This is a genomic window from Nocardioides sp. NPDC092400 (genome assembly GCF_040684155.1).
GTDB lineage: Bacteria > Actinomycetota > Actinomycetes > Propionibacteriales > Nocardioidaceae > Nocardioides.
Genome location: NZ_JBFBFJ010000003.1, coordinates 118,223 through 142,135, shown reverse-complemented (window position 1 = coordinate 142,135; position 23,913 = coordinate 118,223). Strand labels below are relative to the sequence as shown.

Here is a 23,913-nt window from a genome sequence, read left to right as displayed (position 1 = left end):
CTGATCGCCCCACGCTCTGCCATCTCGGGGCGGGTGTCGGCACCGGGCGGCCTCCGGGGGCACGGCAGGATGGGCCCATGACGTCCGACCGTCCCGAGCCCGGCCCGGCCGCCGACGGGGCGGCCGACGGCGCGGCTGGAGCCAGCAGCAGCGGGCGGGGCGCCGGGGCGGGCAGCGGGCTGGGCACCGGGTTGGGCACCGGCGCGCGCGCCACCGCCCGTGGCGTCGCCGCGGCCGGACGGGCGACCGGGCGGGCCAGCCGCTACCTGGGCCGGCAGGCGACCCGCGCGGCGAACGCCGAGGGCGCCGGCGAGTCCGGGCTCGCCCGGCTCATCCAGATGCACTTCTTCAACACCGCGGGCGACGCGGCCGTCGCGATCTCCCTGGCCGGCTCCCTGTTCTTCCAGGTGCCCTCCGGCGAGGCGCGCGGCCAGGTCGCGCTGTTCCTCGGGCTGACGATGCTGCCGTTCGCGGTGGTCGCGCCGCTGATCGGGCCGTTCCTCGACCGGTTCGCCCACGGCCGCCGGTGGGCGATCGGCGCGACGATGGCGCTGCGCGCGTTCCTCTGCTGGGCGCTGGCGACGTCGGTGACCGGCGACTCCCCCTGGCTCTTCGCCGCCGCGCTCGGCGTCCTCGTCTCCTCCAAGGCGTACGGCGTGACGCGGGCCGCCGCGGTACCGCGTCTGCTCCCGGCGGGCTTCACCCTCGTCAAGGCCAACGGGCGGGTGAGCCTCTCGGGGATCGTCGGGGCTGCCGTTTCGGCCCCGCTCGCGGGGCTGGCCTCCCTCGCGGGCCCCGAGTGGAGCCTGCGCTACGCGTTCCTGCTCTTCGTCCTCGCCACCGTCTGCGCGATCCGCCTGCCGGCGGCCGTCGACTCCAGCGTCGGCGAGGAGGACATGGTGCTGCGCGGGTCGACCGGCGCCGAGCCGGGGCGCCGGACGCGCACCCGGATCCCCGCGGCGGTGGCGTTCGCGCTGCGGGCCAACTGCGGGCCGCGGTTCCTCTCCGGCTTCCTGCTGATGTTCATGGCGTTCCTGCTGCGCGAGAACCCACCCGAGACGTCGCTGTCCGCCGAGGTGATGATCGGCCTGGTCGTCGGCGCCGCCGGGCTCGGCAACACCGCCGGCGTCGCGGCCGCCTCCATGCTGCGGCGGATCAACCCCGCGCTCACCGTGGTGCTCGCGCTGGTTGCCGACCTGGTCGCGGTGCTGCTCGCCACGCTGTTCTACGGCGTCCTGTGGCTGGCCGTGCTGGGCCTGACCGCCGGGCTCGCGCAGTCGCTCGCGAAGTTCTGCCTCGACTCCACGATCCAGCGCGACATCCCCTCGCGGGTGCAGGCCAGCGCGTTCGCCCGCAGCGACACCACGCTGCAGGTGGCCTGGGTGGTCGGCGGGTTCATCGGCATCGCGCTGCCGCTGGAGCCCGCCCGGCTCGGGCTCGGCGTCGCGGTCGCGGTGCTCGGCGCGTGGACGGCGTACGTCCTGCTCGGCCGGCGCTCGGCCGCGGCCCGCGCCGCGCGCCCGTACGACGACCAGCCGGCGGACCAGCCGGCACCCGGCGGTGCCGAGCACGCTCAGCCGGAGCAGCCAACGCGGTCCCCCGTGGCGTACGACGACCTGCCCGACACCCAGCCGATGCCGCGGCTGCGCCGGGACGGGCCGGCCTAGCGGGTCCGGCCGCTCAGAGCTCCAGCTCGTCGGCGAGCGCGCGGAGCAGCTTGGCGGTCGGGGCGGCGGTGCGGCTGTCGGGGTGACGGCCGTGGCGGTAGGCCTCCCCCACGCCGTCGAGGAGGCGGATCAGGTCCTCGACGATCGGGGCCATCTCCTCGGGCCGCCGCCGGCGGGCGGCCTGCTGCTGGCGCGAGACCGAGGCCGGCCGGTCGAGGATGCGGACCTTGAGGGCCTGGTCGCCCCGGCGGCCCTGGGCGATGCCGAACTCGACGCGGGTGCCCGGCTTGACCGTGGTGATGCCCTCGGGCAGGGCGTCGGCGTGGACGTAGACGTCCGGCCCGTCCTCCTGGGACAGGAAGCCGAAGCCCTTGCCGGCGTCGAACCACTTCACCTTGCCAGTGGGCACGGTCTGACCTCTTCTGCTCGCTGCGCGCCGGCGACCTGCCGGGCGACGGCACAGCCTACGAGGACGGCCAAGCCCCCGGCCACCGCCTTCCGGGTGCGGTCGGGAGGGGGCGTCAGGCCGCGCCGAGGTGCCCGTCGAGCCAGGCCGGGAACTCGCCGAGGCTGTCGAGGACGACGTGCGTGCCGGCCTCGAGCAGCTCCTCACGGGTGCAGCCGCCGGTCAGCACCGAGACGCTGAGCGCGTCGGCGGCGAGCGCCCCCTCGACGTCGTGGACGTGGTCGCCCACGTAGATCGAGGCGCCCTCGCGGCGCATGACCGCGGCCTTGCCCACGCCCCAGACCCAGCCCTCGAGGTGGTCGACCTCGAGGCCGAGGTGGTCCAGGTGCAGGCGCGCGTTCTCCGGGAACTTGCCGGTGACGACGATCGTGCGACCACCCCGGCGGCGGACGGCGTGCAGCGCCTCCTGCGCCCCGGGTAGCAGCGGCACCGAGGTGATGGCGTGGTCGGGGTAGAGCGCGCGGAACCGGTCGCCGGCCGCGGGGATGGCCTCGGCGGCCAGGTAGGGCTCGAACAGCAGGTCGAGCGGTGGCCCGAGGCGGGCCGTCATCTCCTCGACCGGGAAGTCCACGCCGAGCTCGGCACCCAGTGCCCGGAGCACCGAGCCGAACCCCGGTGCGGTGTCGATCAGCGTCATGTCGAGGTCGAACCCGACCACCAGCCGGTCGTCGGTCGAGGCAGCAGCAGACACCCGGCGAGGGTAGTCGGGAGCCCGCGAGGCGCACGATCCCGCCCACGAGGCGCGGGCGTGGGCCACAATGGAGGACTCCTGGGACGGAAGGGGCAGCAGTGAGGCAGACGACCGTGCGCGTACGACGCATGCTCGCCGCCGCCCTGACGGCGCCCACCCTGGTGCTGGCCGGCCTCGCCGGACCGGCCGCCCCGGCGACGGCCGCGGCCGAGGACGTCGCGTTCGAGCCCGCCGGGCAGCGGATGCACCTGGTGACCCTGGCCGGGCCGGGTCTCGCCGGTCACCGCGGCGGGCTGCCCGCCCCCTGGGCGCGCGAGGCGCTGCTGCGCCAGCAGGACGCCCTCCTGGCGGCGGTGGACGCGCCGGCGCCGGCGTACCGCTGGACCACGGCGCTCAACGGCTTCGCGGTCCGGCTGGGACGGGCCCAGGTCGCTGCGCTGCGGGCCGACCCCGCCGTCGCCCTCGTCGAGCGCGACGAGGTGCGCCCGCTGGCGGGCCGGGCCGCGCGCGCGACCGCCCCGGCCGGCGGCGTCGCCCGCACGCGTGGAGGTGCCGGGGTGGTCATCGGCATGGTCGACTCCGGGCTGGCACCGGGGAGCCCGCTGTTCGCCGACGTGCCCCGCCTCGGCCGGGCACCCGAGCGGTTCGCCGGTGAGTGCGAGGCCGCCGCGGACTGGCCGAGCGAGCGGTGCAACCGCAAGGTCGTGGGCGCCCGCTGGTTCGTCCGTGGCTTCGGCGCGGACCGCCTGGCCGCAGGCGCCTCGCTGAGCCCGGTCGACGACGACGGCCACGGCACGCAGCTCGCCTCCATCGCGGCCGGCAACAGCGGCGTCACCGTGCGGGTCGGCGACCGGCGCATCGGCCGGTTCGGCGGCGTCGCTCCCCAGGCACGGCTGGCGGTCTACAAGGCCTGCTGGACCGCACCCGACCCGCGCGACGACGGCTGCGCGAGCTCCGACCTCGTCACCGCGGTCGACCAGGCCGTCTCCGACGGCGTGGACGTGCTCAACGTCGCCGTCGGCGGCGGCGAGGGGTACGACGCGCTCGAGCGCGCGCTGCTCGGGGCGGCCGAGGCCGACGTCGCGGTCGTGGCCGCGGCCGGCAACGACGCCCGGAAGGCCTACGCCGGGCACCCGGGGCCGTGGGTCACCACGGTCGGTGCCGCCGCCGGGCCCCAGCGCCTGGGCCGGGTCGCGCTGGCCGGCGGGCCCACCCTGACCGGGGCCACCTCCTCGGCCGGTGCGGTCGGCCCGGCCCGGCTGGTCCGCGGCGCCGACGTCGCCGTGCCGGGCGCCGGCCGCGAGCGCGCCCGCGTGTGCGCACCGGGCAGCCTCGACGCCGCCGAGGTCGCCGGCCGGGTCGTGGTCTGCAACCGCGGCGGCTCGGTGGCGCGCGTGGAGAAGTCGCGGGCCGTCGAGCACGCCGACGGTCGTGGCATGGTGCTGACCAACGTCCGCCCCGGCTCCACCGACGCCGACTTCCACCACGTCCCGACCGTCCACCTGGACCGGCGCAACGGACGGGTCCTGGACCGCTGGCTCGCCGGGCACCCCGCCGGGCGGGCCACGCTGCGGGCGGTCGGCACCGCGCCCGCCCCCGACCGCGTCCTGGCCTGGTCGAGCGGCGGCGACCCGTCCGGTGACCTGGTCAAGCCCGACGTCGTCGCGCCCGGCAGCGGCGTGCTCTCCGCGGTCCCGGCCGCCGGCCGCGCGGCACCGTGGGACCTCGCGGCGGGCACGTCCGCCGCGACGGCGTACACCTCCGGCGCCGCGGCGCTGCTGCGCCAGCGGCACCCCACCTGGTCGGCGACCGCCGTGCGCTCGGCGCTGGCGACGACCGCCTCCCCCGTCGCCGGCGGGGTCCTGCGCACCGGCGCGGGCCGGCTGCGTCCCGAGCGCGCCGGTCGTCCGGGGCTGGTCCACCTCGTCGCGCCGGGCGACTACCGCGCCTGGCTGGACAGCGAGCTCGACGGGGACCTCAACACGCCCTCCATCCTGCTGACCGGCAGGAGCACCGCGACCCGGACCGTCACCAACGTCACCGGCCGGGCGCGCTACTTCTCCTCCTGGGCGACGGGCTTCGCCGGCCGCGTGCGGGTGCGCCCGGCCGCCGTCCGGCTCGGCCCCGGGGAGAGCGCGACCTACACCGTGTCGGTGTCGGCCGGGCCCGACGACGGGTACGTCGTGTGGCGCGGCGGGTCGGGCACGACCACGCGGGTGCCCGTGGCCGTCACCGGCCGTCGCTGAGGCCCTCGGCCAGGGCGGTGAGCCGCGCCAGGGCGACCGGGGCGTCCCGCGTGACCATGGGGCCGACGTCGTCGGCGCCGGGCCCGGTGACCGTGGTGGCGACCGTGACGACCGCCCCGTCGCCCTCCGCCCGCACGACGTGGTCGATCTCGATAACCAGCTCGCCCATCGTCAGCCGGTCCAGGTAGCGCCTGCCCGGCTCGACGACCTCGAGGGTGAAGGGCGCCTCGACGCCGCCCACGAGCGTCATCGTCCCGGCCGCACCCTCGCCGAACGTGCCCTCCAGGGCGACGGCCTCGACCGCCGGGTCCCAGGCGTGCCAGCTGCCGACATCGGCCCACAGCGTCCAGACGGCGCCAGGGCCGGCGGTGGTGGTCGTGGACTCCTCGTGCTCGAACGTCATGCCAGGCAACCTAGGGCAGGTCCCCGCCCGCGGGTCGTTGGAGCGACGCGAGGTACGCCGCCGCCTCCGCCTCCGACCAGCCGCGGGACTCGCGCAGCCCCGCGGCCATGACGGCGAGGTAGGCGTCGGCGGGGCGGGTGTGCGGCACGTGGTCGGCACCGTGCGGGGCGGTGAAGGTCAGCAGCGGGTGGCCGTCGACCCCTCCCACCTCGACCAGGGTCTCGTAGTGGCCCGGCCCGGCCTCGTGCCGGCCGCCGTCGAGCGGGTCGAGCACCAGCTCCTCGATGGGGTCCCCGTCGGCCGGGAGGCGGTACATCTCCTGGGCCGCGATGTCGGCGAGCTGCCCGGCGGTGACCAGGTAGGCCCGGGCCGCGGTCGCCCCGGGGCGGGCGTGGTCGTAGAACGCCACGCCGCCGCCCCACTGCGGCGACCGGCCGGCGAAGTACGTCGTGCCGGGCAGGTCGACCGGCATGCTGCGCAGCGGCGGCGAGGTGTCCCGGGCGCCCGGGTTGTGCCGGTTGCCGCCGGGAGGACAGCCGCCCTGCAGGTAGCAGGCCAGGCGGTCCGCGGCCATGTTCGACCCGTAGGAGACGTACCAGACCAGGCCCCCGGCCACGGCTCAGCCCTCCCGGGCGACCGTCATGTGCCGGTCGCCGAACCGGACGAGGTCGCCCTCGAGCAACGTGGTCGCCTTGCCGGCCGCCAGCGGCCGGGAGACCCCCTGGCGCACGAGGACCGAGCCGTTGGTCGAGCCGCGGTCCATCACGACCAGGACGCCGTCCGGCGCGACCTGCACCTGGGCGTGGGTCTTGGACAGCGACATGTCGCCGGAGCGGAGCGGCACCAGGTGGCGCACCGGCTCCCCCTGCCGCGGCTCGGGTCGGCGGCCGACCAGCACGAGCCCCTCGACCACGAACGACTCGCCGCTGTCGAAGCCCACCCGCCAGCGGGCCGGACCGGTGCCGCTCGCGCGGATGACGGTCCGCTCGGCCGTCGTGTGGCTGCGCGGAGCGGCCGCGTGGGCCGGGGCGGGCGTCCCCTGGCCGATCGTGCCGGCCGACTCCGGCGTGGTCGGGGCGGGTTCGTCGACCAGCGGCGGGCCGAGCTTGCGGCGCTTGGCGCGCGGCGGCGGGGGCGGCGTGGTCGGCGTGGTCGGCGTGGTCGGCGTGAGCGCTGCGGGTGCGGCCGCGGGCGTCGGCACCGGCGTCGTGGTGGCGGCCGGGGGCGCGGGCGGCGGCGGCAGGGGCGGGGCTGGCGGCGGGTCCGCCCGGGGGGCCGCGGGCGGGGGCAGGACGGGTGCGGGCACCGCCGAGGGGGGCGGCGTCGCGGGGCGGGGGGCGCGCGGCGGGGCGGACGGGGTCGTGACCGCGGGCGGTGCCGGGACGAGACGCATCGCCGTCAGGTTGACGACGTGGCGCGGGGCCGCCGCGACCTCCTCGACGACGACCGGCACCGGCCGCACGTCGACGACGACGGCACGGGTGAGCCGGTCGTGCGCGCCGCGGCGCTGGCCGCTGCGGTCCATCACGGCGGTCCAGGCCAGCGTCGCGAGGCCGAACCCGAAGGTCGGCACGGCCGCCAGCCCCAGCACGAGCGAGCGCAGCATCGCGGCGGGGACGCCGATCGGCGCGCCCGTCGACTCGTGGACCACGCGCAGGCCGAGCAGCGCGCGTCCCGGCGATGTGCCGCGCAGGCCCAGGAGCAGGGAGAAGAGGAGGGACACCACGACGACGACACCGACCAGCACGCCGACCCCGGTCCAGGTCCGGCCCTCCTCGAAGAGGAACCGCCAGGCGAGGAGGCCCGCGACGGCGTACGCGCCCCACGCGATGAGCCGGTCGACGGCGAAGGCGTAGAACCGCCGGTCGAGCTCCGCCGCGGGGAAGGTGGTCGCGGCGGCGGGTGCGTCGCCGGCCATCAGGGCTTGGTGACCTGGATGGTGACGCCGTCGCCCAGGTCGATGACGGCACCGGGGATCAGCTGGACGGCGATGCCGGGCTGCAGCTCCTCGGGCCCGAGGCCGGGCTGCACCAGGACGGTGCCGTTGGTCGAGCCGAGGTCGGTCACCACGGCCAGGCCGTGGTCCGCGCCGGAGCCGGGACGCACCTCGAGATGGGTCGAGGAGATTTCCTGCTGCGGGCTCGGCACGGTGACCAGGCGCGGCTGCTCGGTCGAGGTGAACCGGCGCGCCTCGGGCGCCCGCCCGACGAGCACGGCGCGGTCGACGTCGATCGTCTCGCCGTTGGACACCACCAGCCGGGCGACCGGGCGCGAGGTGACCGCCGGCGCCTGGGGCTGGCCGGGGATGCCCGAGTGGGGACGCTCGTACGCCGCCGGGTCGGCCGCGCCGGCCCGGGTCTCGCCGTCGTGGTCCACCACGTCGGTGGCGGCCGTGTCGGGCGCGGCCGGGGGAGCCGGCGGTGCCGGCGGCGGGCCGGGCGGCGGGGGCGGGATGTCGGGCGGCAGCACCGGCGGAGGCGGCGTCGGCGGCGCGGGGGGCGGCGGGGGAAGGGTCGGCGGCGCGGGCGGCGCGGGCGGCGCGGGGGGCGGCGGGGGAAGGGTCGGCGGCGCGGGCGGCGCGGGCGGCGCGGGCGGCGGGGACGAGGGCGGAGCCGGGACGGGCGGGAGGGACGTCGTCGGCGGCTCGTCGTCGGTCCGGTCCGGTCCGGACCCGTGGTCGGACCCGTGGTCGGTCTCCTCGTCGGCGACCTCGCCCAGCTCGGTCTCCGGCTCCGGGCCGAACTCCGGCTCGTCGGCGACCGGCCGGGCGACCGGGCCGGCGCCGGGAGCCTCGGCCGGCTCCTGCAGCCGTGAGAGGCGGACGAGCCCGTCGGCGACGGTGAGGTCGGGGCCGCCGGGACGCTCGTCGAGGACGACCGAGAGCGCCGAGACGGACACCCACGAGCGCTCTACCCAGGTGGTCGCCGAGGCGCCGTCGACCTCGACGGTCTCGCCGTCGGCGGCGACCGTGACCCGGACCCGCCCGCGGACGAGCAGGCGCGTCGAGCCGTCCTCGGCGGTGGTGGCCAGCACGAACGCCGGCACCGCCCGCAACCCGTCGGACAGCAGCGCGTCCAGCAGGACGTCGGCGTCGGCCCCGTCGTCGACCAGCGGCCACAGCGCCGCCGCGCTGGCGCGCTCGGTCGGGGGCAGCAGCACGGTGGTCCGGCTGCCGAGCACCCCGAACCACTGTCCCGGCCGGTAGGACCGGGTCGTCGTCTGCTCGCTCACGGAAGGGCTCCCAGTTTCTGCTCGAGACTCACCCGTTGGGCGTCGGAGTCGTAGGAGAACTCGCTGACCAATCCCACCACATCGACGACCACGACCGTCGCGTTGTCCTTGCCGCCGGCCGCCAGCGCGGCACCGACGAGGTGGTCGGCCGCGTCGCGCGGGTCCTCGACACGGCCGAGGATCTCGGCCATGTGGTCGTCGCCGATCATGCCGGTGACGCCGTCGGAGCACAGCACGAGCCGCTCGACCGAGGGCAGCGGCAGGAGGAAGTAGTCGGCCTCGGCACCCTCGGGTCCGCCGAGCGCCCGGGTGATGACGTGCCGCTCGGGGTGCACCGCGGCGTCGTCCTCGGTGATCGCGCCGGCCTCGACCAGCTCCTGCACCACGCTGTGGTCGACGCTGACCTGCTCGAGCCGCGCGTCGACGTACCGGTAGATCCGCGAGTCCCCGAGGTTGGCCAGCAGCCACTTGGGCTCCCCGTCGTCCTCGACGAGCAGCGCGACCACCGCGGTGGTCCCCGCGTGGAACCGGCTGGCGCCCCGGGCACGCTGGGCGGCGCCGTACTCGGAGATCCGGCGCTGGCAGTCGCGCAGGGTCGCCGCGATCACCTCGGCGCCGCGGGCGGGGTCGTAGCCGGCGTCGGCCAGCCGCCCGAACTCCTCGACGACGATGGCGCTGGCGACGTCGCCCCCTTCGTGCCCGCCCATCCCGTCGGCGACCACGAAGACCGGGGGCGCGGCGAGGAAGGCGTCCTCGTTGACCTCCCGCACCAGGCCGACGTCGGTGGCCGCCCCGTGGTGGAGCTCGACGGCCTTCACGCGCCGCTCGGTAGCGTTGAGGGGATGTCCGGACACCGCTCGCTCGCCGACCAGCTGCGCAGCTGGTCGGACGACCGCTTGTCCCGGCTCCTGCACGAGCGTCCCGATCTCGCCACTCCCGCCCCTCATGACTCCGGCCAGCTGGCGTCCCGCGCGGCCACTCGTTCGTCCCTCGTCCGTGCGCTCGACGACCTCACGCGGCTCGAGCTCTGCGTCCTTGATGCCCTCGTCGTCGCAGGTCAAACCACACCCGAGGAACTCCTCACCCTGGTCCGGGCCAGCCCGGAGGCCACGACCGCGGCGCTCGACCGCCTGCTCGACCTGGCCCTGGCCTGGGAGTCCACGGCGGGGCTGCGCGCGCTGACGGGCGTGCCGGAGGCGATGGCGGGGGTCCGCGGCGGCGGCACCAGCGGGCTGCACCCCCGCTCCCCCGACGCCCCCGCGCCCGCCGAGGTCGAGCGGCGGATCGGCGAGCTCTCGCCGGCCGCCCGCACGCTGCTCGACGTCGTCGCCGAGCAGGGCGGCGAGGCCACGACCGGCACCTCGAGGCACCACGTGTCCGTCGCCGACGCCGCGACGCCCGCCGAGGAGCTGCTCGCCCGCCGGCTGCTCGTCCCCCGCGGCGGCGGGACGGTCGTGCTGCCCGGCGAGGTGGGGCTCGCCCTCCGCGGCGGGACCACCACCCGCGAGCCGGTCGACGAGGTCCCCGAGGTCGTCACCTCCGACCGCTCGGGCACGCTCGTGGACCGGGCGGCGGCCGGCGCGGCGTTCGAGCTGGTACGCCGCGTGGAGCTGCTCCTCGACCACTGGGGAACCAGCCCGCCGACGGCGCTGCGCAGCGGGGGCCTGGGGGTGCGCGACCTCAAGGCGACCGCGGCGCTGCTGCACCTCGACGAGCCGACCGCGGCCCTCGTCGTCGAGGTGGCGCACGCCGCCGGGCTGGTCGCGACCACCGCCGACCGCGACGGCAACCCGGCGTGGGTGCCGACCGACCTCTTCGACACCTGGTCGGCCCAGGACCCCGCCCCGCGGTGGGCCGCCTTGGCCCGGGCCTGGCTGGACACGCCCCGCCTGCCGAGCCTCGTCGGCCAGCGCGACCCCCAGGGCAAGGCCTGGAACGCGCTGCAGCCCGAGCTGTCCTCCGCGACGGCCGCGGAGGCGCGCCGCATGACGCTCGAGGTGCTGGCCGGCCTGCCCGCGGGGCAGGTCGTCGCCAGCGGGACCGGTCCGCCCTCGGTGGTCGCGCGCGTCGGATGGCTGCGCCCGCGCCGGCCTCGCACGCGCGCCGACCAGGTCGCGGCCGCGCTGGTCGAGGCCGCGGCGCTCGGCGTGGCGGGGCTGGGCGGCCTGGCGACGTACTCCCGGCCCCTGCTCGCGGGCGAGGACCCCACCGAGGCGCTGACCGGTCTGCTGCCCGAGCCGGTCGACCACGTGCTGCTGCAAGCCGACCTCACCGCGGTCGCGCCCGGCCCGCTGGAGTCCGCGCTCGCGCGGCGCCTGCAGGTCGTGGCGGACGTGGAGTCGCGCGGCGGGGCGACGGTCTACCGCTTCACGCCCGGCTCGGTGCGCCGGGCGCTCGACTCGGGGTGGACGGCGGTGGAGCTGCACGACTTCGTCTCGTCGGTCTCCCGCACCCCGGTCCCCCAGCCGCTGACGTACCTCGTCGACGACACCGCGCGCACCTACGGGGCGGTCCGGGTGGGCGCGGTGGAGGCCTTCCTCCGCTCCGACGACACCTCGGCGCTGACCGAGCTCGAGCACCACCCGCGGGCCGCCGGGCTCGGGCTGCGCCGGATCGCGCCGACGGTGCTGGTCTCGACGACCCCGCTCGACGTGCTCCTCCCCCGGCTGCGCGAGCTCGGCGGAGCACCCGTCGTGGAGGCCCCGGACGGCACCGTGCACGTCGCCCGCCCGGACGTGCTGCGCGCCCGCACCCCGAAGGACCGGCGGGTCCCGGCCCGCACCGCCGCCCGGCAGGCCGCGACCGCCTCCGCGGTCGTCACCGCGATCCGCTCCGGCGACCGCGCCGCGTCCGCCCGGCCGGCCACCGCGCAGGCCGCCCAGCTGTCCCCGAGCGGCTCGCTGGCCGCGCTGCGCGGGGCCGTGGAGTCCCGCACCCCGGTGCTGATCGCCTACGTCGACAACCAGGGCACCTCGACCGAGCGGATCGTCGACCCGGTCTCGGTCGAGGGCGGCCAGCTGACCGCGCACGACCACCGCAGCGACGACCTGCGCACCTTCGCGGTGCACCGGATCACGAGCGTCCGGCCCGTTGAGCCGTCTCCGTAGACTCCGCGGGTGGACTTCATCCGGTACGCCGAGCAGTCGGCAGCGCTGCTCAACGCGGACCTCGTCGACGTCGACGCGCTCGTCGCGCACCTCGCGGACCGGCCCTGGCTGCAGGAGCGCGCGACCGACCGCGACTGCATGCTGCTGCGGCGGCACCAGCGCGACCTGCGCCCGGTCTTCGAGGCGTCCGCGGCCCGCGACGTCGCCGCGGTCGTCGACGGCCTCAACGAGCTGATGGCCCGGCACCCGGTCAGCCCGCGCATCTCCGGGCACGACGGCCGCCTGCACGTCCACGTCGCCAGCCGCACCGCCTCGGTGGCCGAGCTGCTCGTCGGCGAGTCGCTCCTCGGGCTGATGACGCTCGTGTGCGACCTGGGTCCGACCCGGCTCGGCGTCTGCGCGGCCGACCGGTGCCACCAGGTGTACGTCGACACCTCCCCCAACCAGTCGCGCCGCTACTGCTCGGACCGCTGCTCCTCGCGGGCCAACGTGGCGGCGTACCGCGCCCGGCAGAAGGCGGTCCTCCCCGCGTGAGCACCCGATGAACGACGGCCCCCTCATCGTCCAGTCCGACAAGACCCTGCTCCTCGAGATCGACCACGAGCGCGCGGCCGACTGCCGCAAGGCGATCGCGCCGTTCGCCGAGCTCGAGCGCTCCCCCGAGCACGTGCACACCTACCGGCTCACGCCGCTGGGGCTGTGGAACGCCCGCGCCGCCGGCCACGACGCCGAGCAGGTCGTCGACACGCTGCTGGAGTACAGCCGCTACGCCGTCCCGCACGCGCTGCTCGTCGACGTGGCCGAGACGATGGCCCGCTACGGCCGGCTGCGGCTGGAGAAGCACCCCACCCACGGGCTGGTGCTCTCCTCGACCGACCGGCCGGTGCTCGAGGAGGTGCTGCGGGCCAAGAAGGTGCAGGGCATGATCGGCGCCCGCATCGACGACGACTCCGTGGTCGTGCACGCCTCCGAGCGGGGCAACCTCAAGCAGGCGCTGCTGAAGATCGGCTGGCCCGCCGAGGACTTCGCGGGGTACGTCGACGGCGAGGCCCACCCGATCGAGCTCGACGAGACCGGGTGGCAGCTGCGCGACTACCAGCGCGACGCGGCCGAGTCCTTCTGGCACGGCGGGTCCGGCGTCGTCGTGCTGCCCTGCGGGGCGGGCAAGACGCTGGTCGGCGCCTCCGCGATGGCCCACGCGAAGGCGACCACGCTGATCCTGGTCACCAACACGGTCTCGGCGCGTCAGTGGAAGGACGAGCTGGTGCGCCGTACCTCCCTGACCGAGGACGAGATCGGCGAGTACTCCGGGTCGGTCAAGGAGGTCCGTCCGGTCACCATCGCGACGTACCAGGTCCTGACCACCAAGCGGAAGGGCGTCTACCCCCACCTCGAGCTGCTCGACGCCCGCGACTGGGGCCTCGTCGTCTACGACGAGGTGCACCTGCTGCCGGCGCCGATCTTCCGGATGACCGCGAACCTGCAGGCGCGCCGCCGGATCGGGCTGACCGCCACGCTGGTGCGCGAGGACGGCCGCGAGGGCGACGTGTTCTCCCTCATCGGCCCCAAGCGGTACGACGCGCCGTGGAAGGACATCGAGGCCCAGGGCTGGATCGCCCCGGCCGACTGCGTCGAGGTCCGCGTGACGCTGCCGACCGACGAGCGGCTGGTGTACGCCGTCGCCGAGCCCGAGGAGCGCTACCGGCTCGCCTCGTGCACCGCCGAGAAGACCCGCGTCGTGCGGGACATCGTCGCCTCGCACCCGGGGCAGCCGACGCTGGTGATCGGGCAGTACATCGAGCAGCTCGACGAGCTCGCCGCCTCCCTCGACGCCCCCGTCATCAAGGGCGACACCCCGGTCAAGGAGCGCCAGCGGCTCTTCGAGGCGTTCCGCTCCGGGGAGGTCGGGCTGCTGGTGGTCTCGAAGGTCGCGAACTTCTCCATCGACCTGCCCTCGGCCGAGGTCGCCATCCAGGTCTCCGGCTCCTACGGCTCCCGCCAGGAGGAGGCCCAGCGCCTCGGCCGGCTGCTGCGGCCGAAGTCCGAGGGCAAGACCGCGCACTTCTACACGATCGTCTCCCGCGACACCGTCGACGCCGACTTCGCCGCCAACCGGCAGCGGTTCCTCGCCGAGCAGGGGTACGCCTACCGGATCGTCGACGCCGAGGACCTGCCGGCCTGACGCCGCCGCACCCTGGGGTGGCGTGGTCCGATCGGGTGGTCAAGTGCGCCAGGAGCACGGTTGTGTCCCGATGCGCACTCATTGACGCCGGCAACCTTTTACCTTCGGCGTCATGAAGATCCGCACCCTGCTCGCGACCTCCGTCGTCGCCGCCGTCACCCTCGTGGGCGGCCCCTCCGTCGCCGCGCCGGCCCCCGTCGGCGACGGCGCGGTCTCCGTCGTCGTCGCCAAGAAGCCCTGCACCAAGACCTCCAGCGGGACCTGCATCAAGGGCGGCCAGTTCTGCCCTCAGGCCAGCTACGGCAAGAGCGGCTGGGACGCCGCCGGCAGGCGCTGGGTCTGCAAGGGCGACAAGGTGCACCCGCACTGGCTGAAGCCCTGACCGTCGCGTCGGCCACCCGCCGGACGCCTGGCCCCTGTGGTCCTGGGGCGCGTGGGGCGTCTGGGGGCTGGTGGGACCACTGGCCGCGCTTTTCTCACGCTTCGCGGCCGTTGCAACAGCAGGGAAGCGTCAACATCCCAGGTTCACTTGGGATGTTGATGCTTCCCTGCCTCCTCGACCACACACCCCCACACGGTCCCCGCGCCGTCTCACCACCCCGCGGCGAATCGGAGGTCGGGGTCGGACGGTCCTAGGGTCGTGACCGTGAAGGCACTGCTGCTGGAGAACATCCACCAGGTGGCCGTCGAGTCGCTCGAGGCCAAGGGGTACGAGGTCGAGCTGCTGAGCCGCTCCCTCTCCGAGGACGAGCTGGTCGAGGCGCTCGCGGGCGTCTCGCTGCTCGGCATCCGCTCCAACACGAACGTGACGGCGAAGGTGCTGGCCAACGCGCCCGAGCTGCTGGCGATCGGCTGCTTCTGCATCGGCACCAACCAGGTCGACCTGCCGGCCGCGACCGAGCGCGGGGTGGCGGTGTTCAACGCGCCGTACTCCAACACGCGCAGCGTCGTGGAGCTGGTCATCGGCGAGATCATCGCGCTGGCCCGCCGGCTGCCGGAGAAGATCGAGAAGATGCACGCCGGCGTGTGGGACAAGTCGGCCAAGGGCAGCCACGAGGTGCGGGGGCGGACCCTGGGCATCGTGGGGTACGGCAACATCGGCACGCAGCTGTCGACCGTCGCCGAGGCCCTCGGCATGCGGGTGGTCTTCTTCGACACCGCCGACCGGCCCGCGCACGGCAATGCCCGGCGGATGTCGACCCTCGACGAGCTGCTCGCGATCTCCGACGTGGTGAGCCTGCACATCGACGGGCGCCCCGGCAACGCCGGCCTCTTCGGGCACGAGCAGTTCTCGAAGATGAAGCCGCGGGCGATGTTCGTCAACGCCGCGCGCGGGATGGTCGTCGACACCGAGTCGCTGCGCGAGCACATCCTCTCGGGCCACATCGCCGGTGCCGCGCTCGACGTGTTCCCGGTCGAGCCCAAGGCGCAGGGCGACCCGTTCGAGTCGCCGCTGCGGGGCCTGGACAACGTCATCCTCACCCCGCACGTGGGCGGCTCGACGCAGGAGGCGCAGGAGGAGATCGGCTGGTTCGTCTCGGGCAAGCTCGCGTCGTTCGCCCAGCACGGCAGCACCGCGCTGTCGGTGAACCTCCCCGCCGTCAACGTCCCGGTGCTCGGCTCCGGCCACCGCCTCGGCTTCCTGCACCGCAACGTGCCCGGCGTCCTGGCCCGGCTCAACGAGATGCTCGCCGAGCAGGGCGACAACGTGCTGGGCCAGCAGCTGGCCACACGCGGCGAGCTGGGGTACGTCGTCACCGACGCCGCCGCACCGGTCTCCGACGGCTCGCTGGAGCAGCTCGTGGCCTCCGAGAACGGGCTCTGGGTCCGCACCTGGCAGGCCTAGCCGCGGCCCGTTCGGTGCGGCCGGGGTCCGGCTAGGGCGTCCCGACCGCCTCGCGCGGGAGCGGCCCCACGTCGCCGACCCGCCCGGGGGCCACGGCTGCGTGCCGCTGCCCGGGCCCGGGCCCGCTGCGGGCGGCGAGCGCGTCGGCCACCAGGCCGGTCACGGCGGCGTACACACCCTTGTGCAGCAGGTCCACGGCCAGCTCGCCGCGGGGCCAGGTCTGCGGCGGCGCCCCGACGCCGGTGGCGTTCTCGAGCACCTGGTCGGTGGTCAGGCGGATGACCGCGAACTTCGCCGAGGCCACGGGCCCGCGGAGGCCGGCGTGGGCCATCACCGAGCGGACGACGCCGACGAGGGCGGCCTGGCCGTGGTGCATCGCCCAGTTGGCGGCGACCGCGCGGCCCCCGGCCTGCTCGGGCAGCCCGGTGAGCCGTTCGAGCACGCGTGCGGGCACGTAGGAGTCCGGGCGGCCGGTCAGCCGCTGCTCTAGCTTCTCGCCCAGGGTCATCACCGCGACCCCGACGGCCCCAGCCAGCAGTCCCTCACCCACGACGCGTCGGATCATGCCGGCGCGGTACCCGACCGGGCTGCGGGGAGACCCTCGCGCGGGTCCACGTGGAGCCAGGCCTGGAACCTACCGGCGAGGTCGGTGGCGTTCGCCAGGCCGAGACGCTGCAGGGTGTGCGCGGCGAGGCTGGAGCTGTAGCCCTCGTTGCACACCACGACCACCCGGCGCTCCGGGTCGTGGTCGATGCCGCGGAGGCGGTGCGCACAGCCGGGGTCCAGCCGCGACTCCAGGACGTTGCGGTCGACGACGACCGCGCCGGGCAGCTCGCCGTCGCGCTCGCGCTGCTCGACCGGACGGGTGTCGACGACGAGGGCGCCGGCGGCCACGGCCGCTGGGAGGTCCTCCGGCCGGACCCGGTCGAGACCGCGTCGGCACTCCTCCAGCAGCCGGTCGATCGCCGCCGGCGGACCCTCGTCGTACCCGTCCACCACCACAGGGACGTCTTAGTCGGCGTTCAGCCGGGAGAGCTCGTCGTCGGTGAGCTCGAGCTCGGCGGCCGCGGCGCTGTCGGTGATCGACTGCGGCCGCTTCGCGCCGGGGATCGGGATGACGACCGGCGACTGGGCGAGCTCCCAGGCCAGGGCCACCTGCTGGGCGCTGACACCGCGGGCGTCGGCGACCTCCTTGAACGCCGGGTGCTTCTCGGCCAGCGACTTGGCGTCGCCCAGGCCGCCGAGCGGGCTCCAGGGGAGGAACGCCAGGCCGAGCTCCTCGCACACGTCGATCTCGGGGCGGCTGGAGCGGAACGCCGGGGAGAACTGGTTCTGCACGCTCACCAGCGCACCGCCGAGCACCTGGTGCGCGGCGCGGATCTGGTCGGGGTCGGCGTTCGAGAGGCCGACCATGCGCACCTTGCCGCTGTCGGCGATCTCCTTGAGCGTCCCGATGACCTCGTCGTACGGCACCGCCGGGTCGGGCCGGTGGTGCTGCCACAGCGCGATCTGCTCGACCCCGAGCCGCTGGAGGCTGGCGTCGACCGCCTGCCGGAGGTGCTCGGGGGAGCTGTCGGTGTCCCAGCCGCCGCCCTCGGTGCGGACGTGCCCGCCCTTGGTGGCGAGCAGGACCTGGCTGCGCACGCCGAGCTCGTCGAGCAGGCCGGCGACCAGCCGCTCGTTGGCGCCCTGGGCGTCCGCGCCCTTCTCCTCGCCCGGCCCGTAGGCGTCGGCGGTGTCGAAGAGCGTGACGCCCGCGTCGAGCGCCGCCCGAACGGTGTCGGCGAGCTGCTCGCGCGGCTGGCTCCCGGACTGGTCGAAGGTCATCAGCCCGAGGCCGATGGCCCCGACCTGCACCTGGCCGACGTGGTCGTTGCCGATCGCTCGTGTCCTCACCGCGCCCAAGTGCCCCGTGGGGACGGTGGTGAAACGGGGGTCACGACGCGGACCGCGCGGGGTACGGGCACCGGGTGGAACGGATCTCCCCCACCCTGCTCAGCTGGGCGTCGGTGCTCGAGGAGGGCACGCGCGCCCAGGCCGTCACGACCGCGTCGATGCCGTTCATCCATCCGCACGTCGCCCTGATGCCCGACGCCCACCTCGGGCTCGGCGCCACCGTCGGGTCGGTCATCCCGACCAAGGGCGCGATCATCCCGGCCGCCGTCGGCGTCGACATCGGCTGCGGGATGATCGCCGTCCGCACCCAGCACTCCGCGGACGACCTGCCCGCCGACCGGCGGCGGTTGCGCGAGGCGGTCGAGCGGGCGGTCCCGCTCTCGGCCGGGGCCCGCAACGACGCGGTCACCCGGGACCACACCCGCGACCGGCTCGCGGTGCTGCGGCGGGAGGCCGAGGGGATCGGCCTGGACCCGGCGTCCTACGCGAAGCACTGGGAGCTGCAGCTGGGCACCCTGGGGTCAGGCAACCACTTCATCGAGGTCAGCCTCGACGAGGAGGACCGGGTCTGGCTCTTCCTGCACTCCGGCTCCCGCGGCGTCGGCAACAAGATCGCGCAGAAGCACGTCGCGGTCGCCCGCCGGCGGTGCGAGCGCGAGGGCGTCGAGCTCCCCGACCGGGACCTCGCCTGGCTCGCCGAGGGGACCCCGGCGTTCGACGCCTACATCCGCGAGATGCAGTGGGCCCAGCACTACGCGCTGCTCAACCGCGAGGAGATGATGGACCGCCTCGTCACCGAGGTGGAGCGGTGGACCGGGGTGCCGGTGCAGCGGGTCGAGGAGATCAACTGCCACCACAACTACACCGAGCCCGAGCACCACTTCGGCGAGGACGTGTGGCTCTCCCGCAAGGGGGCGATCAACGCCGAGGCCGGCCGCCCCGGCCTCATCCCCGGCTCGATGGGCACAGCGTCGTACGTCGTCGTCGGCCGGGGCGACCCCGACTCGCTCCGCTCCGCCCCGCACGGCGCCGGTCGGAACTACTCCCGCACCCGGGCCCGCAAGACCTTCACCCGCGACGACCTGCGCACGGCGATGGCCGGCATCGAGTACCGCGACACCGACGCGTTCATCGACGAGATCCCCGCGGCGTACAAGGACATCGACGTCGTCATGGCCGACGCCGCCGACCTGGTGGAGGTGCGCCACACGCTGCGGCAGGTGGTCAACGTCAAGGGCGACTGACCCGGCCGCGATCCGCGGCCGGGGCCGGCTCAGGACGGCGAGCTCAGGACGGCGGGCTCAGAACGGCGTGGTCGTCGACAGCTCGGTGCCGTCGGCGTCGTACGCCGTCGCACGCACGTCGGCCAGCTCCGGCGACGTGAGCCCGTCGGGCAGCCAGAACATGGCCACTCCCCCGCCCACCGCGGCGTCCAGGACCTGCCCGTCCACGTCCACCGTGACCTGCTCGACGCCGGGCCCGACGCGGAGCGCACCGGCGACGTCGCGGGTCGGCGCGTCGGGGTCGTCGGAGGCGGCGGTCAGGCCGATCAGCCCGACGTCCGCACCGGGCCGCAGCCCGTCCCAGCGGCCGACGACCGCGCTGCGCAGCCGGGTCCCGCGCCGGGCCTCCTCCCGGAGCGTGCAGAGGGCGTAGCTCCCTCCGGCCCGGTACACCGCGACGGTCTGCCCCCCGCGGGTGTCGGCCGCCACCGGGTCCGCGCCGGGCGCCAGGTCGGCGCCGAGGTCGCGCACGTGCCGGGCGCACTCCCGTCCGGTCTCGCCGGCTTCCGGGGCCGGCAGGTTCACCATCGCCGGTCCCCACGCGGCCCGGGCCTCCGGCACCAGCGGCGAGCTGCCCGGCGGCGCCATCACCGACGTACCCAGCACGCCCACCGCGCCGACGGCGGCCGCGGCCACCACACCGCCGGCGACGGCCCGGCGGCGACGCCGGCCGAGCCGGTCGCCCCGGGCGAGGATGCTCTCGACCGGTGTCTCCATGGTCAGGTGCGACGTCTGCGCCCGCAGCTCGCCCCGCACGTCCCTGCTCGTGTCCATCAGTGGCTCCTCTCGGGTTGGTGGAGGTGTGAGCGGAGCGTCGCCAGCGCCCGGTGGAGCTGGGAGGCCACCGTCCCCGGCGCGATGCCGAGCCGGGCGGCGGTCTGCGCGGTGTCGAGGTCGAGCAGGTAGCGCAGGACCACCACCTCGCGCTGCCGGGGCGGCAGGAGCCGCAGGGCCGCGACCAGGTCGGCGCGGTGGTCCTCCCCGGTCGAGGTGGCGTCGGTCGGCACGGCCGCCGGCGACTCCCGGCGCCGCTTGCGCCACCAGGAGATGTTGGCGTTCACCGCGGTCCGCACGACCCAGGCCTCGGGCGCCTCGAGGGTCCGCACCTTCGCCCAGCGCGACCAGGCCCGGGCGAACGCCTCGGCGAGCGCCTCCTCCGCCTCCTCGGGGCGCATCCCGGTCCCGACCACGGCCCGCAGGCAGCGGTCCTTGCTGGACCGGTAGAACTCGCTGAACTCGACGCTGCTCACACCTGGGTGACGCGCGGGAGGCCGGATCCCTTGCACGCGGCTGCCTCTTTCTCCCGGGCGACGTGAGGGTCCGGACCGTACGCTCGGAGAGGTGACCACGGTGCGCGAACGGCTCGGCCAGGCGCTCTTCCTCCGCGTGGCGGGCCCCGACGGGGCCAAGCAGGCCGCGCGGATCCACGGACGGCCGGGCCCCCGCTGGTTCGAGGCGGACAGCGCGATCGCCCGGGTGCACGGCGACGCCTCGATGTTCGTCGGCGGCATCCGCGCGCTGCTGCTCCAGACGCTCCACCCCGCCGCCATGCGGGCGGTCTCGGAGCACTCCGGCTTCCGCGGGGACATGTGGGGACGGCTTGCCCGGACCAGCACCTTCCTCGCCGTGACCACGTTCGGCCACGCCGACGACGCCCAGCAGGCGGTGGACGTGGTGCGCCGCATCCACGACCGGATCACCGGCACGATGCCCGACGGGACGCCGTACGCCGCCAGCGACCCGCACCTGCTCCGCTGGGTGCACGTCGCGGAGGTCGACAGCTTCCTGCTGGCGCACACGACGTACGGCGCGGAGCCGCTGGACCAGGCCGGCCGCGACGAGTACGTCGCCCAGGTCGCCGAGGTGGGCCGCCGGCTCGGCGTCCTCGACCCCCCGACCACCGAGGCCGAGCTGCGCGAGGCGCTCGCGGCGTACCGCCCCGAGCTGCGCGGCACGCCGGAGGCCCGCGAGGCCGTCCGGTACCTGCTGTTCAAGCCGCCGCTGCCCCTGCCGGCCCGCGCGCCGTACGGCGTGCTCGTCGCCGCCGCGGTGGGCCTGATGCCGGCCTGGACCCGTCGCCACCTGCTGCTGCCGTGGCTCCCGGTCTCCGAGCGGACCGTCGTGCGGGTGCTGGGCTCGGTCGCCGTGGGGACGATCCGGTGGGCGCTGACCCCGCAGGGGCCCGTCCGCGACGCCCCGCAGGAGAGCCCCGCTTCTTGAGGGAAGCCTGAGGTGACGTTGCGGTCGGCTGGGGGTGGCCCTCCCTACCCTGACCGCATGGGGACCTCCACCAACCGGCGCCGTCGCGCCACGGCACTCGTGCTCGCCCTCGGCCTGCTCGCCTCGCTGCTGCTGGCCCTCGGCACCGCCGCGCCCGCGCAGGCGGCCAGCGGCAAGGTCGTCGGCCAGGTGATCGGCAGCCAGGGCGGCAAGCTCAGGGTCGAGATGCTCTGGTTCGACAAGGGCTGGAACTACCTGGGCCGACGCAAGGTGGAGGGCGACATCTACTCCCTCTCCCTGCAGCCGGGGACCTACCGCCTGCAGTTCGTCGACCAGCGGCCCTCCTACGACGTCACCAAGTACGCACCCAGCGACGTCACCGTCACGGTGAAGGGCGGCGGGATCGTCCAGCGCGACGTGAGGATGCGGCGGGGCGCGGCGATCACCGGGACCGTGAAGGCCGGTGGTCGTCCGGCGGCCGGGGCGCGCGTGGTCGCCGCCAACGCCAACGAGCAGTCCTACGAGGTCAAGGCGAACGGCAAGGGCCAGTTCGCCGTCGGCGGGCTGCCGGCCGGCAGCTACTCGGTCTTCACCTACGACCGCAAGGACACCTGGGTGGGCAAGTCCCGCTACGTGCCGGGGCTCAAGCGCGGCCAGGCCAAGAACGTCGGCCTCGCGCTGACCAAGCGCGGTGGCAGCCTCCTCGTCCAGCTTCGGCGCGGCGACGGCACCAAGATGACCGGGTCCTTCTACGTCACCGCGGTCAGCAAGGCGACCGGGCAGTTCTGGACCGCCCGTGCCCGCCGGGGCGAGGTGGCCTTCCCGAACCTCTACCCCGGCGGGTACACCATGGTCGCCCCGGGCGTGGGCAACTGGTTCGCCCGCACCGCGGGCATCCAGGGCGCGAGCGTCAAGGCGGGCCGAGCGGACCTGGCCGCTTCCTTCCGCTGGACCAAGCGGGGCGCCTGGATCACCGGCTACGTCGTCGACGAGATGGACGGGGAGACGCCGATGGCGCGGGCCCAGGTCATGGTCTTCGACAAGGCCGGCCACAAGCTCGACGAGACGCTCACGAACGCCGGCGGCTGGTTCACCCTCGACGGGCAGATCGCGACCCAGAGCGGACTGAAGATCGTCGTCAACCCCGAGCCGGACCGCGGCGGCTACATGCAGGGCGCCGCGTGGTGCCAGTTCAAGGGCACGACCTCTGGCCCGTGGTCGGTGCGGACCGGCGAGGAGACACCGGTCGACGCGATCGTGCTGCCGCACGCGACCGGCAAGGACGTCCCGTCCCAGTGCGTCGTCTGAGCGCCGAGGCGCTCAGGCCACGGTCATGTCCGTGTCGCTCCAGTACGCCCGCATGCTGGTGATCCGCGCGTCGTCGTCGAAGGTCATCACGTCGATCGGGCTCAGCACGTAGGTCTGGTCGCCGACCTTCGTGCGGACCTCGAAGTGGAAGACCGCCTCGCCGGCCACCACCCGGGCGGTGAGCAGGCTGGTCTCCTGCTCCATGCCCTCCAGCGTGGCGTAGAACGCCTCGATCTGCTCCCGCGTCCTGAGCGGCTCCTTGCCGACCGGGTCCTCGACGGTGGCGCCGTCGGCGTAGAGGGCGGAGATCTCCTGCGCGGTGCCCGACCCCACCAGCGCGACGTACTGCTCGACGACGGCTCGGACGGCTTCGTTGCTCGCAGGCATGGCCCGCACGGTAGCGGTCCGCCAGACTGGGCGGGTGGACGACGACCATCAACGGCTGACCGCCTCCTGGCCACTTCCCGGCAGCGAGGACCTGCGCGACGAGCTCGCCGCGGCGTACTCCTCGCCCGACCGGGGCTACCACGACACCCGGCACCTCGCGGAGGTGGTGGCCCGGCTCGAGGAGCTGGCCGGGCACGGCGCCGCCCACGACCGCGTCGTGGTGCTGCTGGCCGCCTGGTTCCACGACGGGGTGTACGACGGCGAGCGGGACGCCGAGGAGCGCTCGGCGGTCTGGGCCGAGATGGCGCTGGCGGGGCTGGTGCCCGACGCCGCGGTGGCGGAGGTCGCCCGCCTGGTGCGGCTGACCGAGACCCACCTGCCCGCGGACGACGACGCCAACGGCTGCGTGCTCTCCGACGCCGACCTGGCGATCCTGGCCGCGCCGCGCAAGCGCTACGAGGAGTACGTCACGGCGGTGCGCCGCGAGTTCGCGCACCTCGACGACGAGACGTTCCGCGCCGGGCGGGTCCAGGTCCTGCGCTCGCTGGCCGAGAAGCCGCACCTGTTCCACACCGCCTGGGCGCGTGCGCACTGGGAGACGCCCGCCCGGGCCAACCTCGACCGCGAGCTGGCGGAGCTGACCGGACCCGCGCGGCCTGCGGGGGTGGCCGGGCGGGCGGCCGAGGAGCTACCGGCCTGAGGTCCCCTGCCCGGGACCGCGGACGTCGCGCTTGCGGCGCCGCAGGCCGGTCGCGACCAGCCGGGCCACGAGCTCACGCGAGCTGATCGGGGTGGCGCCGGCGGCCACCACCCGGTCGTACCACTCCGCGGGCACGTCGTAGTGGTCGCGGTCGAAGCCGCGCTCGGGGATGCCGAGCCCCCGGGCGAAGACGTGCAGCTCCTCGTAGGAGCTGTCGCTGGCCAGGTGCGACCACAGCCGGCCGTGGCCGGCCGCGTTGGGCGGGTCGACGAGGATCACC

25 protein-coding genes are annotated in these 23,913 nt (G+C 75.5%); 11 read left to right on the top strand and 14 right to left on the bottom strand.

The features are described from left to right. The first annotated feature begins 77 nt into the window (after positions 1 to 77). Positions 78 to 1,667 carry an MFS transporter gene (locus tag AB0N29_RS12445; RefSeq protein WP_364867122.1) on the top strand — a complete coding sequence of 530 codons (1,590 nt, stop codon included), beginning with the start codon at positions 78 to 80 and terminating at the stop codon, positions 1,665 to 1,667. Positions 1,668 to 1,680: 13 nt separating this feature from the next. Here AB0N29_RS12445 and AB0N29_RS12440 read toward each other — a convergent pair whose 3' ends face one another. Both AB0N29_RS12440 and AB0N29_RS12435 read right to left on the bottom strand, forming a co-directional pair. Further along, positions 1,681 to 2,076, bottom strand: coding sequence for a cold-shock protein (locus AB0N29_RS12440; protein WP_302268104.1), 396 nt, complete (start codon positions 2,074 to 2,076; stop codon positions 1,681 to 1,683). A 112-nt stretch (positions 2,077 to 2,188) separates the two neighbouring features. After that, positions 2,189 to 2,824, bottom strand: coding sequence for an HAD family hydrolase (locus tag AB0N29_RS12435; RefSeq protein WP_302268105.1), 636 nt, complete (start codon positions 2,822 to 2,824; stop codon positions 2,189 to 2,191). A 98-nt stretch (positions 2,825 to 2,922) separates the two neighbouring features. Here AB0N29_RS12435 and AB0N29_RS12430 point away from each other — a divergent pair, with 98 nt between their 5' ends. Then, entirely contained in the window at positions 2,923 to 5,070 is a 2,148-nt protein-coding gene (locus AB0N29_RS12430; RefSeq protein ID WP_364867119.1) for a S8 family serine peptidase, read from the top strand. On the opposite strand, the gene AB0N29_RS12425 is transcribed toward AB0N29_RS12430, so the two are convergent. From AB0N29_RS12425 to AB0N29_RS12405, 5 genes are read right to left on the bottom strand one after another with little or no spacing between them, the layout of a single operon-like run. After that, on the bottom strand, positions 5,054 to 5,473 hold the full coding sequence (locus AB0N29_RS12425) for an SRPBCC family protein (RefSeq protein WP_364867117.1): 420 nt from the start codon (positions 5,471 to 5,473) through the stop codon (positions 5,054 to 5,056). The genes AB0N29_RS12430 and AB0N29_RS12425 overlap by 17 nt on opposite strands. A 10-nt stretch (positions 5,474 to 5,483) precedes the next feature. Beyond that, complete coding sequence (locus tag AB0N29_RS12420; RefSeq protein ID WP_302268109.1) at positions 5,484 to 6,089, bottom strand: histone deacetylase; 606 nt, start codon at positions 6,087 to 6,089, stop codon at positions 5,484 to 5,486. A 3-nt stretch (positions 6,090 to 6,092) separates the two neighbouring features. Continuing rightward, a complete protein-coding gene (locus AB0N29_RS12415) occupies positions 6,093 to 7,391 on the bottom strand; it encodes an RDD family protein (protein WP_364867115.1) in 1,299 nt (432 codons plus the stop codon). Next, positions 7,391 to 8,704, bottom strand: a complete 1,314-nt coding sequence (locus AB0N29_RS12410) for an FHA domain-containing protein (RefSeq protein WP_364867113.1) — start codon at positions 8,702 to 8,704, stop codon at positions 7,391 to 7,393. The genes AB0N29_RS12415 and AB0N29_RS12410 overlap by 1 nt, the downstream gene beginning before the upstream one ends. Further along, a complete protein-coding gene (locus tag AB0N29_RS12405; protein WP_302268113.1) occupies positions 8,701 to 9,522 on the bottom strand; it encodes a protein phosphatase 2C domain-containing protein in 822 nt (273 codons plus the stop codon). The genes AB0N29_RS12410 and AB0N29_RS12405 overlap by 4 nt, the downstream gene beginning before the upstream one ends. Before the next feature lie 24 nt (positions 9,523 to 9,546). Between AB0N29_RS12405 and AB0N29_RS12400 the strand changes: the two genes are divergently transcribed. The 5 genes from AB0N29_RS12400 (at position 9,547) to serA (ending at position 15,839) form a co-directional block, all read left to right on the top strand. Then, positions 9,547 to 11,811 carry a helicase C-terminal domain-containing protein gene (locus AB0N29_RS12400; protein WP_364867111.1) on the top strand — a complete coding sequence of 755 codons (2,265 nt, stop codon included), beginning with the start codon at positions 9,547 to 9,549 and terminating at the stop codon, positions 11,809 to 11,811. Between the two features lie 9 nt (positions 11,812 to 11,820). Continuing rightward, positions 11,821 to 12,345: a CGNR zinc finger domain-containing protein gene (locus tag AB0N29_RS12395; protein ID WP_302268115.1), complete on the top strand. Its 525-nt coding sequence runs from the start codon at positions 11,821 to 11,823 to the stop codon at positions 12,343 to 12,345. 7 nt (positions 12,346 to 12,352) lie between these two features. Further along, positions 12,353 to 13,993 carry a DNA repair helicase XPB gene (locus AB0N29_RS12390; protein WP_364867108.1) on the top strand — a complete coding sequence of 547 codons (1,641 nt, stop codon included), beginning with the start codon at positions 12,353 to 12,355 and terminating at the stop codon, positions 13,991 to 13,993. Positions 13,994 to 14,105: 112 nt separating this feature from the next. Beyond that, complete coding sequence (locus AB0N29_RS12385) at positions 14,106 to 14,375, top strand: hypothetical protein (protein ID WP_302268117.1); 270 nt, start codon at positions 14,106 to 14,108, stop codon at positions 14,373 to 14,375. Positions 14,376 to 14,639: 264 nt separating this feature from the next. After that, positions 14,640 to 15,839 (top strand): phosphoglycerate dehydrogenase, encoded by a 1,200-nt coding sequence (serA, locus tag AB0N29_RS12380; protein ID WP_364867106.1) that lies wholly within the window; start codon positions 14,640 to 14,642, stop codon positions 15,837 to 15,839. Positions 15,840 to 15,870: 31 nt separating this feature from the next. Here serA and AB0N29_RS12375 read toward each other — a convergent pair whose 3' ends face one another. Genes AB0N29_RS12375 through AB0N29_RS12365 form a run of 3 tightly spaced genes read right to left on the bottom strand, consistent with a single transcriptional unit; the run spans position 15,871 to position 17,735 of the window. Beyond that, a complete protein-coding gene (locus AB0N29_RS12375) occupies positions 15,871 to 16,404 on the bottom strand; it encodes a hypothetical protein (RefSeq protein ID WP_364867103.1) in 534 nt (177 codons plus the stop codon). Beyond that, positions 16,401 to 16,835 (bottom strand): rhodanese-like domain-containing protein, encoded by a 435-nt coding sequence (locus AB0N29_RS12370; protein WP_364867101.1) that lies wholly within the window; start codon positions 16,833 to 16,835, stop codon positions 16,401 to 16,403. The genes AB0N29_RS12375 and AB0N29_RS12370 overlap by 4 nt, the downstream gene beginning before the upstream one ends. Positions 16,836 to 16,850: 15 nt before the next feature. Then, on the bottom strand, positions 16,851 to 17,735 hold the full coding sequence (locus tag AB0N29_RS12365) for an aldo/keto reductase (RefSeq protein WP_302268121.1): 885 nt from the start codon (positions 17,733 to 17,735) through the stop codon (positions 16,851 to 16,853). 74 nt (positions 17,736 to 17,809) lie between these two features. Between AB0N29_RS12365 and AB0N29_RS12360 the strand changes: the two genes are divergently transcribed. Further along, positions 17,810 to 18,979, top strand: coding sequence for an RtcB family protein (locus AB0N29_RS12360; protein ID WP_364867098.1), 1,170 nt, complete (start codon positions 17,810 to 17,812; stop codon positions 18,977 to 18,979). Positions 18,980 to 19,036: 57 nt separating this feature from the next. Here the strand turns inward: AB0N29_RS12360 and AB0N29_RS12355 are convergent, their stop codons facing one another. Both AB0N29_RS12355 and AB0N29_RS12350 read right to left on the bottom strand, forming a co-directional pair. Beyond that, positions 19,037 to 19,792, bottom strand: a complete 756-nt coding sequence (locus tag AB0N29_RS12355; protein WP_364867096.1) for a hypothetical protein — start codon at positions 19,790 to 19,792, stop codon at positions 19,037 to 19,039. After that, a complete protein-coding gene (locus AB0N29_RS12350; RefSeq protein WP_364867094.1) occupies positions 19,792 to 20,268 on the bottom strand; it encodes a sigma-70 family RNA polymerase sigma factor in 477 nt (158 codons plus the stop codon). The genes AB0N29_RS12355 and AB0N29_RS12350 overlap by 1 nt, the downstream gene beginning before the upstream one ends. Positions 20,269 to 20,359: 91 nt before the next feature. On the opposite strand from AB0N29_RS12350, the gene AB0N29_RS12345 reads away from it, so the two are divergent. Continuing rightward, positions 20,360 to 21,238 carry an oxygenase MpaB family protein gene (locus tag AB0N29_RS12345; RefSeq protein ID WP_302268125.1) on the top strand — a complete coding sequence of 293 codons (879 nt, stop codon included), beginning with the start codon at positions 20,360 to 20,362 and terminating at the stop codon, positions 21,236 to 21,238. A 57-nt stretch (positions 21,239 to 21,295) separates the two neighbouring features. Further along, a complete protein-coding gene (locus AB0N29_RS12340) occupies positions 21,296 to 22,546 on the top strand; it encodes a carboxypeptidase-like regulatory domain-containing protein (RefSeq protein ID WP_364867090.1) in 1,251 nt (416 codons plus the stop codon). Positions 22,547 to 22,558: 12 nt separating this feature from the next. On the opposite strand, the gene AB0N29_RS12335 is transcribed toward AB0N29_RS12340, so the two are convergent. Next, positions 22,559 to 22,933, bottom strand: coding sequence for a nuclear transport factor 2 family protein (locus AB0N29_RS12335; protein ID WP_302268127.1), 375 nt, complete (start codon positions 22,931 to 22,933; stop codon positions 22,559 to 22,561). 34 nt (positions 22,934 to 22,967) lie between these two features. On the opposite strand from AB0N29_RS12335, the gene AB0N29_RS12330 reads away from it, so the two are divergent. Continuing rightward, positions 22,968 to 23,633 carry a hypothetical protein gene (locus AB0N29_RS12330; RefSeq protein WP_364867088.1) on the top strand — a complete coding sequence of 222 codons (666 nt, stop codon included), beginning with the start codon at positions 22,968 to 22,970 and terminating at the stop codon, positions 23,631 to 23,633. Here the strand turns inward: AB0N29_RS12330 and AB0N29_RS12325 are convergent. Further along, complete coding sequence (locus AB0N29_RS12325) at positions 23,622 to 23,912, bottom strand: DUF4031 domain-containing protein (protein WP_302268129.1); 291 nt, start codon at positions 23,910 to 23,912, stop codon at positions 23,622 to 23,624. The genes AB0N29_RS12330 and AB0N29_RS12325 overlap by 12 nt on opposite strands. Between the last annotated feature and the right edge of the window lies 1 nt (position 23,913).